Origin of the sequence: Pseudomonas maioricensis (genome assembly GCF_022790535.1) — a bacterium.
GTDB classification, from domain to species: domain Bacteria; phylum Pseudomonadota; class Gammaproteobacteria; order Pseudomonadales; family Pseudomonadaceae; genus Aquipseudomonas; species Aquipseudomonas maioricensis.
In genome coordinates this window covers 105,091-123,959 of the sequence record NZ_LOHG01000013.1, presented here as the reverse complement: position 1 = coordinate 123,959, position 18,869 = coordinate 105,091, and the positions used below count along the sequence as shown (strand labels likewise).

The window sequence follows — 18,869 nt, the reverse complement described above, 5'->3', positions numbered from 1 at the left end:
TCGGCAGCTCCTACAGGTCCTGTGCCATGGACACCGGGACAGCTCCCACGGGAATTCATGCAACTCCACAGGTAGCGTTTCAGTCATCAACCTTGAACCACCTGCGCCTGATATCCCTCCTCGCCAATCAGTCCCACAACTTCCTGAGCAGCAAGGTCGCTTTCGACAATCACCTCGCCGGTTGGCAAATCTATCTGCACCAGAGCGCTGGGGTCCCGGTCCTTGATTGCACTGGTGACGGCCTTTACGCAGTGCCCGCAGGTCATGCCTTGAACGTTGAATCTTTGCATGGTGCTACTCCTTCAAGCAGGGATGTGAATAACAATGAAGCCATGTTTGACCTTCCCATCGTGGCAAGGTCAAGTTTCTCTTTCATCTGCCGGGCTGGTATTCGGCGCAAGGCTCGGCCAAGCTGCATCATCACCGTCTACATCAGGAGTATCAGCGATGCGCTGGTCAGCATTGAGCCTCTTCGGCATTCTCGGTCTGTTGGCTGCTTCCCCGGCGGTTCAGGCCGATCAGGATTACGGCGTTCTGATCATTTCCCGCGAGCGACTGGAAGTTGCCACGTCGTGCGAGATCGGCATTTATATTCAGGACCAGCTCGCGGGCCGGGTGTTCCAGGAACAATCCGTATCCTTCAACCTGCCAGCAGGTAACGTCGCCATTCGCTTGCGCGTGCTGCCGGGCGCGGTATTCGGTTGCGATCCGGGCATGGAAGCGCAGAGCAACACCAACATCCGGATTCAGGCGGGCGATATCCTCAAGTATCGAATTGCAAGCAGCCTGAATGGTATGTATCTCAAACGCGCCGATCTGAATTATTGATCTGGACTTGACCTTGTCCTCGTGGAAAGGTTGATCCTTGCAGGTAAATGCCTTCAGGGAGAAAGAACATGCTGAACCCGCTCAACTTCGATCTGCCGATTTCCGGCATGACCTGCGCCAGTTGCGCAGGTCGGGTCGAACGTGCGCTGAACAAGGTGCAAGGGGTCAAGACCGTCAGCGTCAACCTCGCGAATGAGCAGGCGCATATCGAGACGGACGGCGGGCCGGATACCGCGACCCTGATCGCGGCAGTTGAAAAAGCCGGGTACGGTGCCACCGCCCTTCAAGACCCGACAGCCAAAGCTGACCAACAACTACGCACGCTGAAACGCGAGCGCTGGACATTGATTCTGGCAATCATGCTGTCGATCCCGCTGATTCTGCCAATGCTGCTGCAACCTCTGGGCATGCACTGGATGCTGCCCGCCTGGGCACAGTTCGCACTCGCCACGCCTGTTCAGTTTATTTTCGGGGCACGCTTTTACATCGCCGCATGGAAAGCCGTGCGCGTTGGGGCTGGCAACATGGACCTGCTGGTTGCGCTGGGGACCAGTGCCGGATACGGCTTGAGTGTTTATGAATGGATGAATGCTGCGCCCGGCGAAATGCCCCACTTGTATTTCGAGGCTTCGGCCGTTGTCATTGCCTTGGTATTGCTGGGCAAGTACCTGGAAAGCCGTGCCAAACGCCAGACCGCAAGCGCCATTCGGGCGCTGGAAGCGTTGCGCCCGGATCGCGCCCTGCAGGTCATCGATGGTCATGAGTACGACATCGCCATCAGCGCTCTGAATCTTGGCGATCTGGTGCTGGTAAAACCGGGCGAGCGCTTCCCGGTAGATGGCGAAGTGATCGAAGGTCAAAGCCACGCCGACGAGGCGCTGATCAGCGGCGAAAGCCTGCCAGTGCCAAAACAGAAAGGCGACAAAGTCACGGGCGGCGCTATCAATGGCGAAGGCCGCCTGCTGGTCAAGACCACAGCGCTGGGCACTGAAACGGTGCTGGCACGCATCATCCGGCTGGTCGAGGATGCTCAGGCAGGCAAGGCCCCCATCCAGAAGCTGGTGGACCGGGTCAGTCAGGTGTTCGTCCCTACGGTCTTAGTCATCGCCGCGTTCACGTTCGCCGGTTGGCTGGTGGCAGGCGCCCCCATGGAAAGCGCGCTGATCAATGCTGTTGCGGTATTGGTTATCGCCTGCCCTTGTGCGCTGGGTTTGGCGACGCCCACGGCAATCATGGCCGGAACAGGCGTCGCGGCGCGCTACGGGATTTTGATCAAGGACGCGGAAGCACTGGAACGCGCACACGAAGTGACGACGGTAGTGTTCGACAAGACGGGTACGCTGACCTCGGGCACACCTCAGATCGCCCATTTCTGCGCCAAAGGCGGCAATGAAGAACAGGTACTGGAATGGGCTGGCGCTTTGCAGCGAGGCAGCGAACATCCGCTGGCTAAAGCCGTGCTGGATGCCTGCCGGGATTGGCATCTGAATCCGGTCAGCATTGAAAACAGTCATGCCCTCCCTGGCGTCGGTATTGCCGGAACGCTGGACGGACGCGACCTGGTCCTGGGCAACCGACGAATGCTTGAGCAGAGCGGCCTGCACATGGAAGAGCTGGCCGACGCAGCCCGTACCTGGGAGGCCGAAGGCCGGACCTTGTCATGGTTGATCGAGCAAAGTCCGAACCCCGCTGTGCTCGGTCTGTTCGCCTTTGGCGACACACTCAAGCCCGGCGCGCGGCAAGCGGTCGAACAATTAGCGGCACGCAACATCAGCAGCCACTTGCTGACCGGTGATAACCACGGCAGCGCCAAAGTAGTTGCAGACGCACTGGGTATCCGTGACGTGCATTCCGAAGTGCTGCCTGCGGACAAAGCCGCGACAGTGGCAGACCTGAAGCGCTACGGCGTGGTCGCCATGGTCGGCGATGGCATCAACGACGCTCCAGCGTTGGCCGCTGCCGACATCGGCATCGCCATGGGCGGCGGCACCGACGTGGCCATGCATGCGGCCGGTATCACCTTGATGCGCGGCGACCCGGCGCTGATTCCGGCAGCGTTGGAGATCAGCCGCAAGACCTACGCCAAGATCCGGCAGAACCTGTTCTGGGCTTTCGTCTACAACCTGATCGGCATCCCGCTGGCGGCGTTCGGTTTTCTCAACCCGGTATTGGCAGGCGCGGCCATGGCGTTGTCCAGCGTCAGCGTGGTGAGCAACGCCCTTCTGCTCAAGACATGGAAGCCCAAGGACTCAGGAACGCAGCCATGAATATCGGACAAGCCGCGAAACAGAGCGGACTGAGCGCCAAAATGATTCGCTACTACGAAGCCACGGGCCTGCTGCAAGCAGCGCACCGCAGTGAGAGCGGCTATCGCCTGTATGGCAAAGATGATTTGCACACACTTGCGTTCATCAAGCGCTCGCGGGACCTTGGGTTTTCTCTGGAGGAAGTGGGCAAATTGCTGACGCTTTGGCAAGACCGACAACGCGCCAGCGCAGACGTCAAAGCCTTGGCCCGTCAGCATATCGGCGAACTGAACCAGAAAATCGAGGAGCTCGCGAGCCTGCGCGACACCTTGCAGGAACTGGTTGAACATTGCCAAGGCGACGACCGCCCGGACTGCCCGATTCTCAAGGACCTGGCTTCGGGTGGGTGTTGTAGTTAGGTGACCTCGCAGGTGACACCCACACCTTGTGGGAGCCGAGCTTGCTCGCGATAAGGCTGGACGCGATCTAAAGTCAACCGAGTCCAGCCTTATCGCGAGCAAGCTCGGCTCCCACAGGAGAACAGCGTTCCAACCCAAATGACAGTGGATGATATTGGCAGCCTTCCGTCCACAAAAAACCCGGCCTGAGCCGGGTTTTTATTAACTGCCGATCACTGCATCCAGGGCGGAGGCGGCTCTTCGGCAGTCTTGCTCGGTGGGGCATCGTCGGCAGCGCGAGCAGCCTGGCGACGGTCTTCGTCCAGACGAGCCGCTTCGATTTCGCGAAGCACACCGCCTACATCGGCCTCATCTTCCGGCTCATCGAACTCACCGGTCAGCACGGTCGATGGCGACAAAGTACCGGCTTCGTAGTACGACCACATTTCCTTGGCGTACTTGGTTTTACGCAACTCCGGCGCAAAGCGGCCAAAGTAGGACGCCATGTTACCCACGTCACGCTCCAGCATGCTGAACGCGTGGTTGTTACCGGCAGCATCCACCGCTTGAGGCAGATCGATGATGACCGGACCGGTCGGGGTCAACAGTACGTTGAACTCGGAAAGGTCACCATGCACCAAACCGGTACATAACATCAGTACGATCTGTTCGATCAGAAAGGCGTGATACTCGCGAGCCTGATCCGGCTCAAGAACCACGTCGTTCAATCGCGGAGCGGCATCGCCGTACTCATCGGCAATCATCTCCATGAGCAACACGCCTTCAAGGAAGTCGTACGGCTTGGGGACCCGGACACCAGCGCCAGCCAGCCGGAACAGCGCCGCCACTTCGGCGTTCTGCCAGGCGTCCTCTGTTTCCTTGCGGCCGAACTTCGAACCCTTGGCCATTGCTCGAGCCTGACGGCTGTTACGAACCTTGCGGCCTTCCTGATACTCCGAAGCCTGACGGAAACTACGTTTATTCGCCTCCTTGTAAACCTTGGCACACCGCAGCTCATTGCCACAGCGCACCACATAAACAGCTGCCTCTTTACCGCTCATCAGCGGGCGCAGCACCTCGTCCACCAGACCGTCCTCGATCAGGGGTTCAATGCGTTTAGGAGTTTTCATCAGCTTTTATTGTGGGTCCTTCGTTGCCAAACACGCGATTGTTGCCCGTTATACGGCAATCCTCTGCCAGCGAGTAGTGGGAGCTGACGTTTGATGTGGATAGTTTCTGTCGGAAAATCCCTCATCGTCCCGGTATAAAGCAGCTTTCATGCCGTAAGAGAGCAAAAAACAAACCGTGCTCACAGGGTAAGAAACTTCACCGACTGCACGCATCGCGGAAGACAATCAGCGTCAATCACTGCTTGAACAGTTCACCGGGAGTAAACCCGAACAGCCCCTTGAACGCCGCAATGAATGCAGAGGTAGAGTCGTAGCCACAGGCCAACGCCGTGTTGGTCACGCTGTCGCCATTTTCCAGCGCACCGAGAGAAGACAGCAGCCGTGCTCTCTGCCGCCAGCCGCGAAAGCTCAACCCCGTTTCACGCTGAAACAGACGCATCAGGGTTTTCTCCGAAGCGCCCAGTCGCACGGCCCAATCATGCAGGGTGATCAGTTGGCCGGGGTCTTCAATCAATTCGTTGCACAGTTCCAACAGACGAGGATGCCGAGGCAAGGGCAGCGAGAAGCCTACCTCCGGCAGATGCGCCAATTGATCCATCAATACCTGCACCAATCGCGCTTCGCTGCTGTTACCCAGCGGGTATTCAGCCGGGAACTGACAGAAACTCTTGATCAACTCGCGAGCCAGCGGCGTCACCTCAAGTACCCGACAGCGTTGCGGCGCCCAGGCGGAGTCCTCTTTTCGCACGTACAGGCTGCGCATTTCCGCACGCATAGAGGTCACCACTTCGTGCTCCAGACCGGCAGGTATCCAGACGCCCCACTGCGGTGGAGCGAAGAAGCTGCCTTCGGCGGTATGCACCCCGAGCACCCCACTGATCGCGTAGGAGAACTGCACCCACTCGTGACGATGCGGAGGTGTCCAGGAACCGGCGCTCAGACTTTCGGCGCGGGCATACACCGGGCGCGGTAGTTGGCTCAGGGCGGGTATCTGTCGCTCGCTGCCTTGACGGTGCATGGAATTGTCCGTTAGTCGGTATGGAATGGCCTTATGTCGCAAGACGGCAGTGTACGAGTGAGTTAGCCTGCAGACATCTATTTTTACAATCAGCCGAGCTCCTATGTCTGTCCTTAAACATCTCAAGCGCGTCGTCACCGACTGGTTCCTTTGCGGGATGGTCCTGGCCACAGTCCTGGCTTATTTCTTCCCGGGCTTCGGCGCGACCGGCGGCTCGATGCACGCCGAATACGTGATCAATATTGGCGTGTTTGTGGTGTTCTTCCTGCACGGCGTCAACCTTTCCAGCGAACAGATCAAACATGGTCTGAAGAACTGGCGCCTGCACATCATGGTGCAGGTCTTCACGTTCGTGGTTTTCCCGGTCATCTGGCTGGCCTGCGACAAGGCATTTGGTGCTTACGTCCCGGCACTGTTGATGTTGGGTTTCCTCTACCTGTGCGCGCTGCCCTCGACGATATCCTCTTCGGTAGCGTTGACCGGCAGCGCGGGCGGCAACGTCCCGGCGGCCATTCTCAACGCGAGCATGTCCAGCGTGTTCGGCATTTTCATGACGCCGTGGCTGGTCAGCCTAGTGATTGGCACCGGTTCTGGTGGCATCGATCTGGGTTCTACGCTGCTGGACCTGAGCCTGATGTTGCTGCTGCCACTCATCCTGGGCCAGTTGGTGCGTCCGTTGGTGGGCAAATTTTTCGCCAGACACAAGAAGTACACCAACCTGATCGACAAGATCGTGATCCTGTTGCTGGTCTATGCGGCGTTCTGTAACTCCATGGTTTCAGGCCTCTGGCAAACTCAAGGCAATTCGGTCATTGCCATGGCCTTCGTGGGCAGCGCGGTGTTGCTGGTGGTTATCCTGCTCCTGACAACCGGTACGGCGCGGGTGCTGAAATTCAACCACGCAGATAAAGTTGCGGCAGTGTTCTGTGCGACCAAGAAGTCCTTGGCGGCCGGTGCGCCGATGGCAGCGTTGATCTTCGGTAACAATCCAGGCCTGGGTCTGATTCTGCTGCCGATCATGATCTATCACCCACTGCAGTTGATTGTGTGTTCGGTGATGGCTGAGAACTACGCCAACCGGCACAAGCAGCAATTGTCGGCAGAAGCGCTGGAAGAAGCCCGCGCAGCTTGAGCATGGTGTGATCTTTGTAGGAGCTGCCGAAGGCTGCGAATCGGTCTATCTGATGCATCGATTCGCAGCCTTTGGCAGCTCCTACAAATTACATCACCGTTCAAGAATCGCTGTAACCCCCTGCCCGCCTGCCGCGCAGATGGATATCAATCCCCTCCCTTCTCCCGCGACGCTCAAGAGCTTGGCCAGGTTGGCAACAATACGTCCGCCCGTGGCGGCAAACGGGTGACCGGCGGCTAATGAGCTGCCTTTGACGTTCATCTTGCTGCGATCAATCGACCCCAGTGGCGCTTCCAGCCCAAGCCGGGTCTGGCAATAATCTGCGTCCTCCCACGCCTTGAGCGTGCACAACACCTGCGCGGCGAACGCTTCGTGAATTTCGTAGTAATCAAAGTCCTGCAGGGTCAGACCATTGCGCGCCAATAGCCGAGGCACGGCATAGGCAGGCGCCATCAGCAGACCTTCATTGCCGTTGACGAAATCCACTGCCGCAGACTCACCATCTCGCAGATACGCCAACACCGGCAACCTCCGTTCCCTTGCCCACTCCTCACTGGCCAATAGCACCAGTGAGGCGCCATCGGTCAGCGGTGTGGAGTTGCCCGCTGTCAGCGTTCCCTTGGCGCTACGCTCGAACGCCGGTTTCAGGCTGGCAAGCTTTTCGAGCGTCAGGTCAGGGCGCAGGTTGTTGTCACGAGTCAGCCCCAGAAACGGCGTCATCAAGTCGTTCTGCCAGCCTTCGGTGTAGGCCGCGGCCATTTTCAGATGGCTTTCCAGCGCCAATTGGTCTTGGGCATCGCGAGGAATATTCCAGCGCTGCGCCATCAATTCGCAATGCTGCCCCATGGACAGACCTGTGCGCGGCTCACCGTTACGCGGCAGTTCTGGCTTGAGATTATGTGGACGCAACTTCAACAAAAGCTTGAGTTTGTCGCCCATGGACTTGGTGCGATTGACCTGCAGCAAAATGTTACGCAATTCTTCATTAACGCCAATTGGCGCATCGGAAGTCGTGTCCACGCCGCCCGCAATGCCGCATTCGATCTGCCCCAATGCAATCTTGTTGGCCACCAGCAACGCCGCTTCAAGACCGGTGCCGCAGGCCTGCTGTAGATCGTAGGCAGGAGTTTGCGGCGACAAGCGCGAGCCCAACACGCATTCGCGGGTCAGATTAAAGTCCCGGGAATGCTTGAGCACAGCCCCGGCAACCACCTCCCCCATGCGAACGCCGTGCAGGTTGAAGCGCTCGATCAAACCTTCCAGAGCAGCAGTCAGCATCTCCTGGTTGCTCGCAGTGGCGTAAGGCCCGTTTGAGCGCGCGAACGGAATACGGTTACCGCCGACAATGGCGACCCGGCGTGGCTGATTCATTGAAAACTCCCTTTATTGATACGGATTCGCTGATGAGCAGCGTAGGGGATACTCGAACGAACGTCGCTTGAGTGTGGTCAACACCTTTGAACCCCGACTCAAGGAGAGTGTTCCATGCCGTCTGATCGCTACATAGATTTTGCCAACTCCGACCTAGGCAGCCGCCTGGTTGGCGCTATTGGCCTGCCAAAACCGGTCAGACTGGAACGCTGGCAGGCCGGGCGTCTGCGACCTGTTGAAGGAACGCTGCTGATCAGCGCCGGGCCACTGGCGGATCAAGTCAGACTTTTTGCGCAACGCCTGACCGAATCAATCTACAGCTTTGGCTCAGAAGTGCCGGGCGCAACGGCCTGGATTGCCGATCAAGGACCGAAAATAAAAGCCGTAGTGTTTGACGCCAGTGCCTTTACGCGCACCGAAGACCTCAAGCAGTTACGCGAATTCTTTCAGCCATTGCTGAAAAATCTGGATAACAGCGCGCATGTAGTGATTCTTGGCCACGCCCCCGCCAGCCTGCAGGAACCACTGGCCGCCAGCACCCAGCAAGCACTCGAAGGCTTCAGCCGCTCGCTGGCCAAAGAGATGCGCAATGGCGGCACTGTGCAGTTGCTGCAAGTGGACAGCGGTGCCGAGGATCAGCTTGAAGGTGCGCTGAGGTTTTTCCTGTCGCCCAAGAGCGCGTTTATCTCGGGTCAGGTCATCCGCCTGAGTCCTTGCCCGGCCCAGGTGCAGGACTGGAGCCGTCCGCTCAGTGGCCGCAAAGCGTTGGTCACTGGCGCTGCGCGTGGTATCGGTGCCGCGATTGCCGAAACACTGGCCCGCGACGGAGCCGAAGTCATCTTGCTCGACGTGCCTCAGGCCAAGTCTGATCTGGAAGCATTGGCCGCACGGCTGGGCGGAAAGGCGCTGACGCTGGACATCGGCGCGGCTGATGCAGGCGCGCAGTTGATCGAACACCTGCAAGGTGGCATCGATATCCTGGTTCATAACGCCGGCATTACTCGTGACAAGACGCTGGCCAATATGTCTGCCGATTTCTGGGACTCAGTGCTGTCGGTCAACCTCAACGCCCCCCAAGTGTTGACCGAAGCGCTGCTGGACAGTGGCACCTTGCGTGATAACGGCCGCGTCATCCTCCTCGCCTCAATCAGCGGGCTTGCAGGCAATCGAGGCCAAACCAATTACACCACCAGTAAAGCAGGCCTGATCGGCCTGGCTCGCGCCCTTGCCCCGGTCCTGAATGAGCGTGGTATCAGCATCAACGCAGTCGCACCTGGCTTCATCGAAACCAAAATGACCACGAGCATGCCGTTCGCCCTGCGAGAAGCCGGGCGCCGCATGAGTTCTCTGGGTCAAGGGGGCTTGCCACAAGATGTGGCAGAGGCTGTTGCCTGGCTGGCTCAACCAGGTGCTGGCGCCGTCAGTGGCCAGGTGTTGCGGGTCTGTGGTCAAAGCGTCATCGGCGCGTGACCAGCAGACGATAATCAGAGCAAGGAGATGCACGATGAGCGCTCATTGGCGATACCTGGATTCCCTGCCCACCCTGCCGAATCTATTCGTGCAGGCGGCATTGCGGCGCAAGGTAACCGGTACTGAACTACCCGAGATCGGGCTACGCTGCTGGACTTCAGTAGATGCGCAGAAACTGACCCAATACCGCGAAGTGTGCGGTTTCAGTGAAAACAGCCTGCTGCCTCCAACCTATCCACATGTGCTGGCGTTCAACCTGCAAATGCAGCTTATGACTGCCAAGGATTTTCCTTTCCCTTTATTGGGGCTGATACACCTGAGTAACCGCATCAAGATTCATCGGCCTCTCGGCAGCGTGAGCAAGGTGTACGTGGGCGTGCAGGCCGAGAACCTGCAGCCCCATGAGAAAGGTGCGACGTTCAGCCTGATCACTCAAGTTGAAGACTCAATGGGTCTGTTATGGGAAGAAGAAAGCACGATGCTGTGCCGGGGTGTAAACCTCGAAGGCGCAGCCATCGGTGAGTTCGAACCCGCCCCATTACCCGTCACGGAAGTTGCACGCTGGCAAGCGACAGCGGAGATTGGTCGGCGTTACGCCAAGGTGTCCGGTGATTACAACCCCATTCACCTGAGTGCGCCCAGCGCCAGGTTATTCGGCTTCCCCAAGGCAATTGCCCATGGCATGTGGCTCAAGGCGAGAACCCTGGCTTTTCTGGCCAATCATCTTCCGGCGTCCAATGTGGACATCAGCGTGCAGTTCCAGAAACCCGTCCGCTTACCCAGCGAGATAGTGCTGTCAGCCAGCGCCGCTTGGTCTCACGGTCAGTTCCGCCTGGAAGGTGCGCCAGAGTTGGTGCATATGGTGGGAAGCTGGCAGCCGCTGACGGAATAACAGCGCAGCCTAGGCACCTGACATCACGCTGTCGCGCAGCAAAAACGGACCCTGTAGGAGTGAGCTTGCTCGCGATTCGATTTCATAGTCGACGAATTTATCGCCTGAACTAACGCTATCGCGAGCAAGCTCACTCCTACAAAAAAACCGTGTAATTACATCAAGGCTTCTTCTTGCGCGGGCCGGTGTTGAACACCGGAACTTTACGCACCGGCTTGGCCGATGGCGCTTCCGGGGCGGTGTCACCACTGTCGATCCACTTGCCCAGATTGCGCTTGCCGCCCGATACCTTGGGTTTCTTCGGCTTTTTCGGCTTCTTCAGAATCTGGCCGCTGGCATCGGTGGTTGGCACACGGTGTTCCGGTTCGAAATCCTGCTCTTCTTCGCGACGCAATGTCTGGCGGGTCAGGGTTTCAATGGCTGACAGCAATTCCACTTCGTCAGCGCATACCAGCGAAATAGCTTCACCCGTCAGACCTGCACGACCGGTGCGGCCAATGCGGTGGATGTAATCTTCGGCGACGATGGGCAGGTCGAAGTTGACCACTGTCGGCAAGTCATCAATATCAAGACCGCGGGCAGCAACATCGGTCGCCACCAGAATCTGCACTTCACTCGCCTTGAAACGATCCAGAGCACGCTGACGCGTGGCCTGCGGCTTGTCGCCGTGAATACCATCAGAACTGATGCCCAGACCTTGCAGGCGATCCACCAGTTGATCGACGCCTACGCGAGTTTTGGCGAACACCAGAACCTGCGACCAGCGCAGTTTCTTCAGCAGATGAATAAACAACTCAGGCTTGCGCTTCTTGTCGACCGTCACCACCCATTGCTTGACCGAAGACGCCGCCACGTTGCGCGGGCTGACTTCGATAGTCAGTGGGTCGTCCAGCATCTGCGAAGCCAACTGGCGGATAGCGTCGGAGAAGGTTGCGGAGAACAACAAGGTTTGACGCTTTTTGGGCAGCGCCTTGTAGATGTCGCGCAACTCTTCTGAAAAGCCCAGATCGAGCATGCGATCCGCTTCGTCGAGAATCAGCGTTTGCAGTTGGGAGAACTTCACCGCGTTCTGGCGATACAGATCCAGCAGACGCCCCGGCGTTGCAACCAGTACATCGACGCCCTTGCGCAGCTTCATCATCTGCGGGTTGATGCTCACGCCGCCGTAGACGGCATACGTGCTCAACGGCAGGTGTTCGGCGTACTGGCGAATGTTCTCGTGGACCTGCTCGGCCAACTCACGGGTCGGCACCAGCACCAGCGCACGTACCGAGTTGGGCGTGACTTTAGGGCCTTCCATGGTCAGCCGCTGCAGCAGTGGCAAGGCGAAGCCAGCGGTCTTGCCGGTACCGGTCTGCGCGGCGGCCATCAGGTCACGCCCGGCCAGGACCGGTGGAATCGCCTGCGCCTGAACAGGCGTCGGAGTCTGGTAGCCGAGCGCTTCAAGCGCGCGCAGCAGGGGTTCGATCAGGCCGAGTGTGGCGAATGTCATTGGAAATACCGTAGATAAATCACGCGAGATGGCGCGCAGTTTACCCTGTCCGGACTATTCCGGCCTGCACCGCCTGCGGCTTTCGCAAACGGCGTCAGGTTAATCAGTTGTAGAGACTGGCGGCGAGGCGCCAACGACAGTCGTTAAAACCCGCGCTGACGCTTGATGGCGTCGCTGATTTTCGCCGCAGGCACTTTCTGCAGGGTGCAAAGCAATTGGTGGGATATCGTGGACAGGCCGTGGGTGTGGCGCAGTTCGTTAGTGAGGTGCGCAGTCAGGTTGGCCGCCATTTCAGCATCGGCCATGGCCCGGTGAGCCTTGCCGGTGTTGGGCAGTCGCGCATAGCTGGTCAGGGTGCCTAGCTTGTGATTGGGCGCGGCGGGCATCAGGCGTCGCGCCAACAGCAGGGAACAGGCGAAGCTTTGTTGGCGGCTACGTTCGATGCGCGACAGCTCGTAATCCCAGAACTTCTGGTCGAACGACGCGTTATGCGCCACCAACGGGATCGTGCCCACGAAGTCTGCCACGTCGCTCATGACTCGTTCAGCCGACGGTGCAGTGCGAATCATGCTGTTGCTGATGCCGGTCAGCGACTCAATGAAGCCTGGAATTCGCACACCGGCGTTCATCAGGCTTTGAAAACGATCAACGATGCGCCCCTGCTCCATGATCACCACAGCAATCTCCGTGGCACGGCAGCCTTGGCCGGGAGAAATACCGGTGGTTTCAAAGTCGATGACCGCTACACGTTCCAACACTTGCCTGAATCCTTAAAAAATCAACGTAAAAGGAACGCACCCTCGATGGGCACGTAACGACTGGCGGCGCGGATCAGCGAGTTGGCGGTCAGCCCCGGCACGCCATAAGCAACCGCTTCGACACCATGTTTGCTGATGATGCGCTCAAGCAACAAATCGAAATCGCCATCGCCGGAAGCCAGTACCACTTCGTCGACCTGCGGCGCGACGTCCATGATATCGATGGTGATGCCCACGTCCCAGTCACCCTTGGCCGAGCCATCGCTGCGCTGGATGTACGGTTTGAGTTTGACGGTAAAACCGAGGTTGCGGAGGATTTGCTGGAATTGCTGCTGCTTGCTGTCGCCACGGTCGATGGCATAGGCATACGCCTCAACGATTTGCCCACGCTTGCTGATGTCCGCCCACAACGCCGCATAGTTGAAATGGCAACCATGGGCCTGACGGACGGTGTAATAGAGGTTCTGTACATCGGCGAACACAGCGATTTTCTTCACCGGTAATCCTCATGACGCAGCAGCGCAGCCAAACGACAACGCCGATTCAGAAATGAATCGGCGCTTAGTATGCCAGTTTCGTGGGTGCCCCGGGCATTGGCGCCAATGCCCGGTTTTTGTAGGAGCTGCCGCAGGCTGCGAATAGCGGTGTATCAGGGGAATGGCTATCGCAGCCTTCGGCAGGTCCGCCAAGTCTCCATCAACGCTTCAATCAAACAAACGAATCATCATCCCCGCCATCAAAGCCGCCGTCATCCCAGCCGCCTTGATCGTTGCCGTATGAATCGTTGCTGCTCACGCTCTCCTGACCATCGTTCCAGCCGCCACCAGAATCCTGAGGGCTGTGATCTGCAACTTGGGCAGGCTCTTCCTTGATGACTTCAACAACTTCCTCGGGCGGGTTGTGATTGCCGAACATGCTGCTCAGTCCCTGCGCCAGCATTACACCACCGGCGACACCGGCTGCGGTTTGCAACGCACCGCCGAGAAAACCACCACCGCGCGGAGCCTGCTGCTGTGGCGCGGCATAGTTACCCTGCGGCGCGTTGTAAGGCGGCGGGCTGGACGGGCCATCACGCCAGCCACCACCCGATGACGCTGGCGGTTGGGAGAACGACTGCTGCGGTTGTGCTTGCGGCTGCGGACGGTTACCGCCACCACCGAAGATGCTCGACAAGAACCCGCCTCCGCCCTGCGCCGGAGCAGAAGAACCTTGAGCCTTCGCCTGCTGGAGTTCAGCCTGCAGACGCTGGATTTGCTCGTCGCGCTCTTTGACCTGCTGGTTGAGCTGATTGACTGCCGCTTCCTGCACCAGGATCGCCTGCGCCATGTAATAAGGCGCGGCCGGTTGCTGGTTGAGATGCTCCTTGATCCTGGCTTCAGCCTCGACGTCGCGGGGGGCTGAACCGGTTTCGGCACTTTTCAGCTTGGTGAAAAGACCGTCGATCAGGGTTTGCTCTTCGCTGTTCATGGCGACCTCGTTAGATTGCCGTTAAAAATCTTCGCCTGGCCGGATAGCCAGCGCGTAAGCAAGGTAATGGGGCTAATCCAGGGCGTTTCAATAGACTGTCGCAAATGTTAAGAAGGCTCTGGCCGGTGCCTGGTTAGCCAGCTAAAGTGACCGCCTGCTTTTTTTCTGCGACCCGATACTAATGAACCCGCTTACCATTCTTACCGACTCTCTGTATTTTTTTCGGCGCAACCTGACGAGCATTCTGGTGCTGTGTCTGCCGCTGGTCATCGTTGAGGCGCTGGCCAAGCAGGCGCTGAGCGGTTCGCTGACGGCCAACTCTTCATCGGCCTACGAGTTACTGATCGGCCTGTTGTTCTACCCGCTCTACACCTGCGCACTGATTCTGTTTCTGGACGCCCGCAGCCGTGGCGGTGATCAACCGCGGCCACGTGACCTGCTGGCCATGGCGTTACGCATGTGGCCAACCTTCGCCGTGCTCTCGGCGCTGAGCACGCTGCTGATCATGTTTGGCCTGTCGCTGTTTATCCTTCCCGGCATCTGGGTAATGGTCAAACTGGTGTTCGCTGAATACCTGCTGGTCCTGCGCGGCCTGACACCTCTGATGGCAATGCGCGCAAGCTTCGAGATGAGCAAAGGCCATTTCGTGCGCATCCTGACCTGCGTGCTGTGCATCTATATTCCGCTGTCGCTGCTGGAAGGCATCGCTTACTTTCTACTGCCTGAGCCGCAGAACGCTGCAGCCACGTTGCTGATTAATGTCGTGAGCAGCTTCCTGCAGTTGTTCACCAGTGTGGTGATGTTCCGCTTGTTCATGCTGCTCAATGAACCACCAGCACCACCCGAAGAGCTGGAGTAGCCGAGACGAAGGCTGTCAATCAGGTTCCAGTCGGCTATGCTCGGGCTGCACGTTGTTTCAAAAGCCCTGCACCGCGAACTTCTGACTGAACGCAGCGCGTTCTAAGCCGAGCCCATGAGTCGTCTGACCCGTTTCATTCTGATTCTTGTACTGCTGGCCAGCGTGGTGCTGGGGCTGATCTACACCCTGACATGGCGCCCCGTTCAACGTGAAGAGCTGCCTGTGGCCTGTAGCCCTGAAGGCCATGCTCAACGCCTGGTGCCCGGGCAAGCGCTCAAAGTCATGACCTGGAACATCCAGTACCTGGCGGGCAAGCGTTACGTGTTCTGGTACGACATGGCCGATGGTAGCGGTCAGGATGAGCGGCCAACGCCAGAAGATGTAGCCTTCAATCTCGATGAAGTCGCCCGGGTGATTCGTGACGAGCAGCCGGACATAGTCCTGTTGCAAGAGGTGAACGATGGCGCGAAGAACACCGGTTACGACGATCAACTGGCGTTGCTGCAGGAGCGCGTGACCGACCTGTACCCGTGCAGCACCGAGGCGTTCTACTGGAAAGCCGATTTCGTGCCGAATCCGCATATCGCAGGCAGCGTCGGCATGAAGCTCGCGACCCTGAGTCGTTTCGAAATCGACCGGGCTGAACGCATCCAGCTGCCGATTCGCGATGCCAACCTGATCAGTCGTCAATTCCAGCGCAAACCCGCCCTTCTGGTCAGTTATCTACCATTGCGTGACGGCGGCCATCTGGCGGTCATCAACACGCATCTGGACACCTTTGTCGAAGGCGACGACGCCATGCAGCGTCAGGTGCAGGTCACCAGCAAGCTGCTGGACAAGTTCGAAGCCAGTGGCACGCCATGGTTGATCGGCGGGGATTTCAATCTGCTGCCGCTGGGTCAGTATCAGCGCCTCCCAGCCGAGCAACGCTCGTTGTACCAGCCGGACAGCCAATTGCACGTGCTGTGGGACAAATACCCGATGATCCCCAACAACGTTGAAGCAAGCGGTATTGATCGCTCGAAATGGCTAACGCATTTCCCCAATGACCCACGCATCAACGGCCCGGACCGAACCGTCGACTACCTGTTTTTCAGCCCGCGCCTCAAACGCGTCGGCGCTGCCGTGCGCCAGGAAGACACGCTGCTGATCTCCAATCACTTGCCAGTGATTGGGCGGTTTTTGTTGCCGGTATTGCCCTGAAAACTCTGTCGCGCAGAAATCGAGGTATCTGCGCGATGTCGTGGGACCGGCCGCTGGCCTCTACTTCCTCGGCTTGATCCGGGCCGTAGGCTCGGCAATCAGCGGGTCATCCGGCCAATAGTGCTTTGGGTACCGGCCCTTCAAATCCTTTTTCACTTCGGCATACGTGCTGCGCCAGAAGTTGGCCAGGTCTTGCGTGACCTGCACCGGACGGCGGGCCGGGGATAACAGGTGTAGCTTGACGATCTGTCGTCCATTGGCGATGCGCGGCGTATCCGCCAGACCAAACAGCTCTTGCAAGCGCACGGCGAGAATCGGTGGGTGCTCGCTGTAATCCAGCCGTACCGATGACCCGGACGGCACGCTCAAGTGATGCGGGGCCTGCTCATCCAGACGCTGGGGCAAAGGCCACGGCAACGCGTTATGCAGGATGGAGGACAGGTCCAGATTGCTGAAATGGCTAAGCCGCGACACTTTGCCCAGATACGGCAGCAGCCAGGTTTCCAGCCGTTCAAGCAAACCTGCGTTGCTGACATCTGGCCATTCGCTGCTGTCCTTTTGCTGCAGGTCCAGCGACCGTAACAAACCGACGCGCGCCTGCCATTGGCGCAGTTCGGGCGTCCAGGGCAATAACTCCAGACCTTTGCGGCGCACCAGTGCCAGCAACGCCTGACCTTTGGCGGACTCATCCAGCCCGGTCAGTGGCTCGCGGCTCAGGATCAACTCCCCGACCTTGCGCTGGCGCTCGGCACGGAATACGCCTTCGCGCTCATCCCAATCCAGTTGATCGAGCTGGGTCACCTGCTCAGCCAGCACTGAGTCAAACAAGGCCGGATCAAATTCGGCTGCCAGATAGATACGCTCTTCGCGCTGCCCGTGACGGCTGCCAAGATCAGCGACCACCAGCCAAGGTTGCTTCATCAATGCATCGACCTCGGCAAACAGCGCAGCACGACCATTGGCCAGTCGATACTCGGCACCGCCAGCCTTGCGTTGCTGCGCGACCCTGTCGGGATAAGCCAGCGCCAGCAGAGCGCCAAGCCAGCGCGGATGGTCTGGATCGCTGACCGGTTCGGTCGCAGAACCGCGCAAATAACTGCGGTATTGGCGAGCCAGTTGTTTGGCCCGCTGTACGCCGCCTTGTGCGCCGCGAGCTGCACGTTCAGTGCCTTCAAGCAGGCTCAAGCGACTGTGCAAATCCGCCCCCACACCACGCAGAATGTCGCGTTCGCCAAGTAAAGCGGCAACATCGCAGGCCAGACTGCCAAGCCCCAGCGCCTGACCGCGCAACAGCAAATGGGCGATACGTGGGTGCGCGGGCAATTCAGCCATGGCCTGACCGTGAGGCGTAAGTTTGGGTTCGTCACCCGGCTGGCTGCTCAAGGCGCCGAGACGTCGCAGCAAATCCTGAGCCTGACCATAAGCCGCGGCCGGTGGCACGTCGAGCCAGGCCAGCTGCGTCGGCATCACGCCCCAGCGCGCCAGTTGCAAAGCTAAACCGGCGAGATCTGCCTGCAGGATTTCTGCCGCTCCATACGCAGCGAGTTGCTCGTGCTGAGCTTCGGACCACAGCCGATAACACACGCCTGGCTCCAACCGTCCCGCTCGACCGGCACGCTGGGTAGCGCTGGCCCTGGAAATGCGCTGCGTATCAAGCCGGGTCATGCCGCTGCCCGGATCAAATCGCGGCACTCGCGCCAGACCGGCGTCGATCACCACGCGTACGCCATCAATGGTCAAGCTGGTTTCGGCAATATTCGTTGCCAGCACCACTTTGCGAATGCCTTTCGGTGCAGGCTCTATAGCCGCGCGCTGGGCGTTCAGGTCCAGTTCGCCATGTAACGGGCACAGCAGAATGTCGGGGCGCGAGCCCAGCGCATCCGCCAGTTGCTGATTAACCCGCCGAATCTCGGCCTGCCCCGGCAAGAAAACCAGCAGGCTACCGCTTTGATCGTTGATCGCATCCAGGACGGTCTGCACCACACGTGGCTCGATAAATTCGCCGGGCTGGAAAGGTCGCCCCCACTGCATTTGCACCGGAAACATTCGGCCATCGCTGCGGACCACCGGTGCGCTTTCCAGCAGACTGGAAAGCCGCTCGCCCTCCAGCGTGGCTGACATCAGCAGGATTTTCAGCGGTTGCTCATCGCGGAACAATTCCCTGCCATTGAGGCTCAATGCCAGCGCCAGGTCTGCATCCAGGCTGCGCTCGTGGAATTCGTCAAAGATTAGCAAACCCACGCCTTCCAGCGCCGGATCATCCTGCAAGCGACGGGTCAGAATGCCTTCAGTGACCACTTCGATACGTGTGTTGGGGCCTACTCGGCTTTCCAGACGGATCCGGTAGCCAACGGTCTCACCGACCTTTTCACCCAGCTCACTGGCCAGTCGCTCAGCCGCCGCCCGAGCCGCCAGCCGACGCGGCTCAAGCATCAGAATGGTTTGCCCGGCCAGCCAGGTTTCCTCAAGCAGCGCCAACGGCACCCGCGTGGTTTTGCCTGCACCGGGCGGCGCTTCAAGCACCGCTTCATGGCGCTCGGACAAAGCCTGGCGCAGATCGGGAATTACGGCATCGATGGGCAGGGAAATCATGGCAGCTCCAGAA

The 18,869-nt window shown here is 58.9% G+C and carries 17 protein-coding genes; 8 read left to right on the top strand and 9 right to left on the bottom strand.

The features are described from left to right. Nucleotides 1-86: 86 nt before the first annotated feature. Nucleotides 87-290 carry a heavy-metal-associated domain-containing protein gene (locus AUC61_RS19855; RefSeq protein ID WP_122662547.1) on the bottom strand — a complete coding sequence of 68 codons (204 nt, stop codon included), beginning with the start codon at nucleotides 288-290 and terminating at the stop codon, nucleotides 87-89. A 157-nt stretch (nucleotides 291-447) separates the two neighbouring features. Between AUC61_RS19855 and AUC61_RS19850 the strand changes: the two genes are divergently transcribed. The 3 genes from AUC61_RS19850 (at nucleotide 448) to cueR (ending at nucleotide 3,493) form a co-directional block, all read left to right on the top strand. Beyond that, on the top strand, nucleotides 448-828 hold the full coding sequence (locus AUC61_RS19850) for a hypothetical protein (RefSeq protein ID WP_122662545.1): 381 nt from the start codon (nucleotides 448-450) through the stop codon (nucleotides 826-828). 68 nt (nucleotides 829-896) lie between these two features. Then, a complete protein-coding gene (locus tag AUC61_RS19845) occupies nucleotides 897-3,095 on the top strand; it encodes a heavy metal translocating P-type ATPase (RefSeq protein WP_243247862.1) in 2,199 nt (732 codons plus the stop codon). Next, nucleotides 3,092-3,493, top strand: a complete 402-nt coding sequence (gene cueR / locus AUC61_RS19840) for a Cu(I)-responsive transcriptional regulator (protein ID WP_243247861.1) — start codon at nucleotides 3,092-3,094, stop codon at nucleotides 3,491-3,493. Before AUC61_RS19845 ends, cueR begins: the two co-directional genes overlap by 4 nt. Before the next feature lie 212 nt (nucleotides 3,494-3,705). On the opposite strand, the gene AUC61_RS19835 is transcribed toward cueR, so the two are convergent. Together AUC61_RS19835 and AUC61_RS19830 are read right to left on the bottom strand one after the other, a co-directional pair. Then, the gene (locus AUC61_RS19835; RefSeq protein ID WP_243247860.1) at nucleotides 3,706-4,602 is read right to left on the bottom strand and encodes a PA4780 family RIO1-like protein kinase; all 897 of its coding nucleotides are present in this window, start codon (nucleotides 4,600-4,602) and stop codon (nucleotides 3,706-3,708) included. Nucleotides 4,603-4,837: 235 nt separating this feature from the next. After that, nucleotides 4,838-5,620 (bottom strand): AraC family transcriptional regulator, encoded by a 783-nt coding sequence (locus tag AUC61_RS19830; protein ID WP_243247859.1) that lies wholly within the window; start codon nucleotides 5,618-5,620, stop codon nucleotides 4,838-4,840. Nucleotides 5,621-5,723: 103 nt separating this feature from the next. Between AUC61_RS19830 and AUC61_RS19825 the strand changes: the two genes are divergently transcribed. After that, nucleotides 5,724-6,752, top strand: coding sequence for a bile acid:sodium symporter family protein (locus tag AUC61_RS19825; RefSeq protein ID WP_243247858.1), 1,029 nt, complete (start codon nucleotides 5,724-5,726; stop codon nucleotides 6,750-6,752). Between the two features lie 93 nt (nucleotides 6,753-6,845). Here AUC61_RS19825 and AUC61_RS19820 read toward each other — a convergent pair whose 3' ends face one another. After that, nucleotides 6,846-8,123 carry an acetyl-CoA C-acetyltransferase gene (locus AUC61_RS19820; RefSeq protein ID WP_243247857.1) on the bottom strand — a complete coding sequence of 426 codons (1,278 nt, stop codon included), beginning with the start codon at nucleotides 8,121-8,123 and terminating at the stop codon, nucleotides 6,846-6,848. Between the two features lie 114 nt (nucleotides 8,124-8,237). Between AUC61_RS19820 and AUC61_RS19815 the strand changes: the two genes are divergently transcribed. Then, the gene (locus tag AUC61_RS19815; RefSeq protein WP_243247856.1) at nucleotides 8,238-9,593 is read left to right on the top strand and encodes a 3-oxoacyl-ACP reductase; all 1,356 of its coding nucleotides are present in this window, start codon (nucleotides 8,238-8,240) and stop codon (nucleotides 9,591-9,593) included. Between the two features lie 34 nt (nucleotides 9,594-9,627). Then, a complete protein-coding gene (locus AUC61_RS19810; protein WP_243247855.1) occupies nucleotides 9,628-10,485 on the top strand; it encodes a MaoC family dehydratase in 858 nt (285 codons plus the stop codon). 160 nt (nucleotides 10,486-10,645) lie between these two features. Here the strand turns inward: AUC61_RS19810 and AUC61_RS19805 are convergent, their stop codons facing one another. The 4 genes from AUC61_RS19805 to AUC61_RS19790 form a co-directional block, all read right to left on the bottom strand. Continuing rightward, complete coding sequence (locus AUC61_RS19805) at nucleotides 10,646-11,977, bottom strand: RNA helicase RhlE1 (RefSeq protein ID WP_243247854.1); 1,332 nt, start codon at nucleotides 11,975-11,977, stop codon at nucleotides 10,646-10,648. Between the two features lie 143 nt (nucleotides 11,978-12,120). Beyond that, nucleotides 12,121-12,732, bottom strand: coding sequence for a 3'-5' exonuclease (locus AUC61_RS19800; protein WP_243247884.1), 612 nt, complete (start codon nucleotides 12,730-12,732; stop codon nucleotides 12,121-12,123). A gap of 23 nt (nucleotides 12,733-12,755) precedes the next feature. After that, nucleotides 12,756-13,232 (bottom strand): NYN domain-containing protein, encoded by a 477-nt coding sequence (locus tag AUC61_RS19795; RefSeq protein WP_243247853.1) that lies wholly within the window; start codon nucleotides 13,230-13,232, stop codon nucleotides 12,756-12,758. Between the two features lie 211 nt (nucleotides 13,233-13,443). Then, nucleotides 13,444-14,202, bottom strand: coding sequence for a DUF2076 domain-containing protein (locus AUC61_RS19790; protein ID WP_243247852.1), 759 nt, complete (start codon nucleotides 14,200-14,202; stop codon nucleotides 13,444-13,446). Nucleotides 14,203-14,383: 181 nt separating this feature from the next. Here AUC61_RS19790 and AUC61_RS19785 point away from each other — a divergent pair, with 181 nt between their 5' ends. Together AUC61_RS19785 and AUC61_RS19780 are read left to right on the top strand one after the other, a co-directional pair. Then, on the top strand, nucleotides 14,384-15,061 hold the full coding sequence (locus AUC61_RS19785) for a YciC family protein (RefSeq protein ID WP_243247851.1): 678 nt from the start codon (nucleotides 14,384-14,386) through the stop codon (nucleotides 15,059-15,061). Nucleotides 15,062-15,175: 114 nt separating this feature from the next. Beyond that, complete coding sequence (locus AUC61_RS19780) at nucleotides 15,176-16,264, top strand: endonuclease/exonuclease/phosphatase family protein (RefSeq protein WP_243247850.1); 1,089 nt, start codon at nucleotides 15,176-15,178, stop codon at nucleotides 16,262-16,264. Nucleotides 16,265-16,324: 60 nt separating this feature from the next. On the opposite strand, the gene hrpB is transcribed toward AUC61_RS19780, so the two are convergent. Then, complete coding sequence (gene hrpB, locus AUC61_RS19775; RefSeq protein ID WP_243247849.1) at nucleotides 16,325-18,856, bottom strand: ATP-dependent helicase HrpB; 2,532 nt, start codon at nucleotides 18,854-18,856, stop codon at nucleotides 16,325-16,327. Between the last annotated feature and the right edge of the window lie 13 nt (nucleotides 18,857-18,869).

Bases quoted from the DNA above. Each gene is read 5' to 3' on its own strand.
- AUC61_RS19820 (WP_243247857.1), bottom strand. From the start codon at position 8,123: ATGAATCAGCCACGCCGGGTCGCCATTGTCGGCGGTAACCGTATTCCG.
- AUC61_RS19805 (WP_243247854.1), bottom strand. From the start codon at position 11,977: ATGACATTCGCCACACTCGGCCTGATCGAACCCCTGCTGCGCGCGCTT.
- AUC61_RS19830 (WP_243247859.1), bottom strand. From the start codon at position 5,620: ATGCACCGTCAAGGCAGCGAGCGACAGATACCCGCCCTGAGCCAACTA.
- AUC61_RS19780 (WP_243247850.1), top strand. From the start codon at position 15,176: ATGAGTCGTCTGACCCGTTTCATTCTGATTCTTGTACTGCTGGCCAGC.
- AUC61_RS19810 (WP_243247855.1), top strand. From the start codon at position 9,628: ATGAGCGCTCATTGGCGATACCTGGATTCCCTGCCCACCCTGCCGAAT.
- AUC61_RS19845 (WP_243247862.1), top strand. From the start codon at position 897: ATGCTGAACCCGCTCAACTTCGATCTGCCGATTTCCGGCATGACCTGC.
- AUC61_RS19825 (WP_243247858.1), top strand. From the start codon at position 5,724: ATGTCTGTCCTTAAACATCTCAAGCGCGTCGTCACCGACTGGTTCCTT.
- AUC61_RS19850 (WP_122662545.1), top strand. From the start codon at position 448: ATGCGCTGGTCAGCATTGAGCCTCTTCGGCATTCTCGGTCTGTTGGCT.
- AUC61_RS19815 (WP_243247856.1), top strand. From the start codon at position 8,238: ATGCCGTCTGATCGCTACATAGATTTTGCCAACTCCGACCTAGGCAGC.
- AUC61_RS19835 (WP_243247860.1), bottom strand. From the start codon at position 4,602: ATGAAAACTCCTAAACGCATTGAACCCCTGATCGAGGACGGTCTGGTG.
- cueR (WP_243247861.1), top strand. From the start codon at position 3,092: ATGAATATCGGACAAGCCGCGAAACAGAGCGGACTGAGCGCCAAAATG.
- hrpB (WP_243247849.1), bottom strand. From the start codon at position 18,856: ATGATTTCCCTGCCCATCGATGCCGTAATTCCCGATCTGCGCCAGGCT.
- AUC61_RS19785 (WP_243247851.1), top strand. From the start codon at position 14,384: ATGAACCCGCTTACCATTCTTACCGACTCTCTGTATTTTTTTCGGCGC.
- AUC61_RS19790 (WP_243247852.1), bottom strand. From the start codon at position 14,202: ATGAACAGCGAAGAGCAAACCCTGATCGACGGTCTTTTCACCAAGCTG.
- AUC61_RS19855 (WP_122662547.1), bottom strand. From the start codon at position 290: ATGCAAAGATTCAACGTTCAAGGCATGACCTGCGGGCACTGCGTAAAG.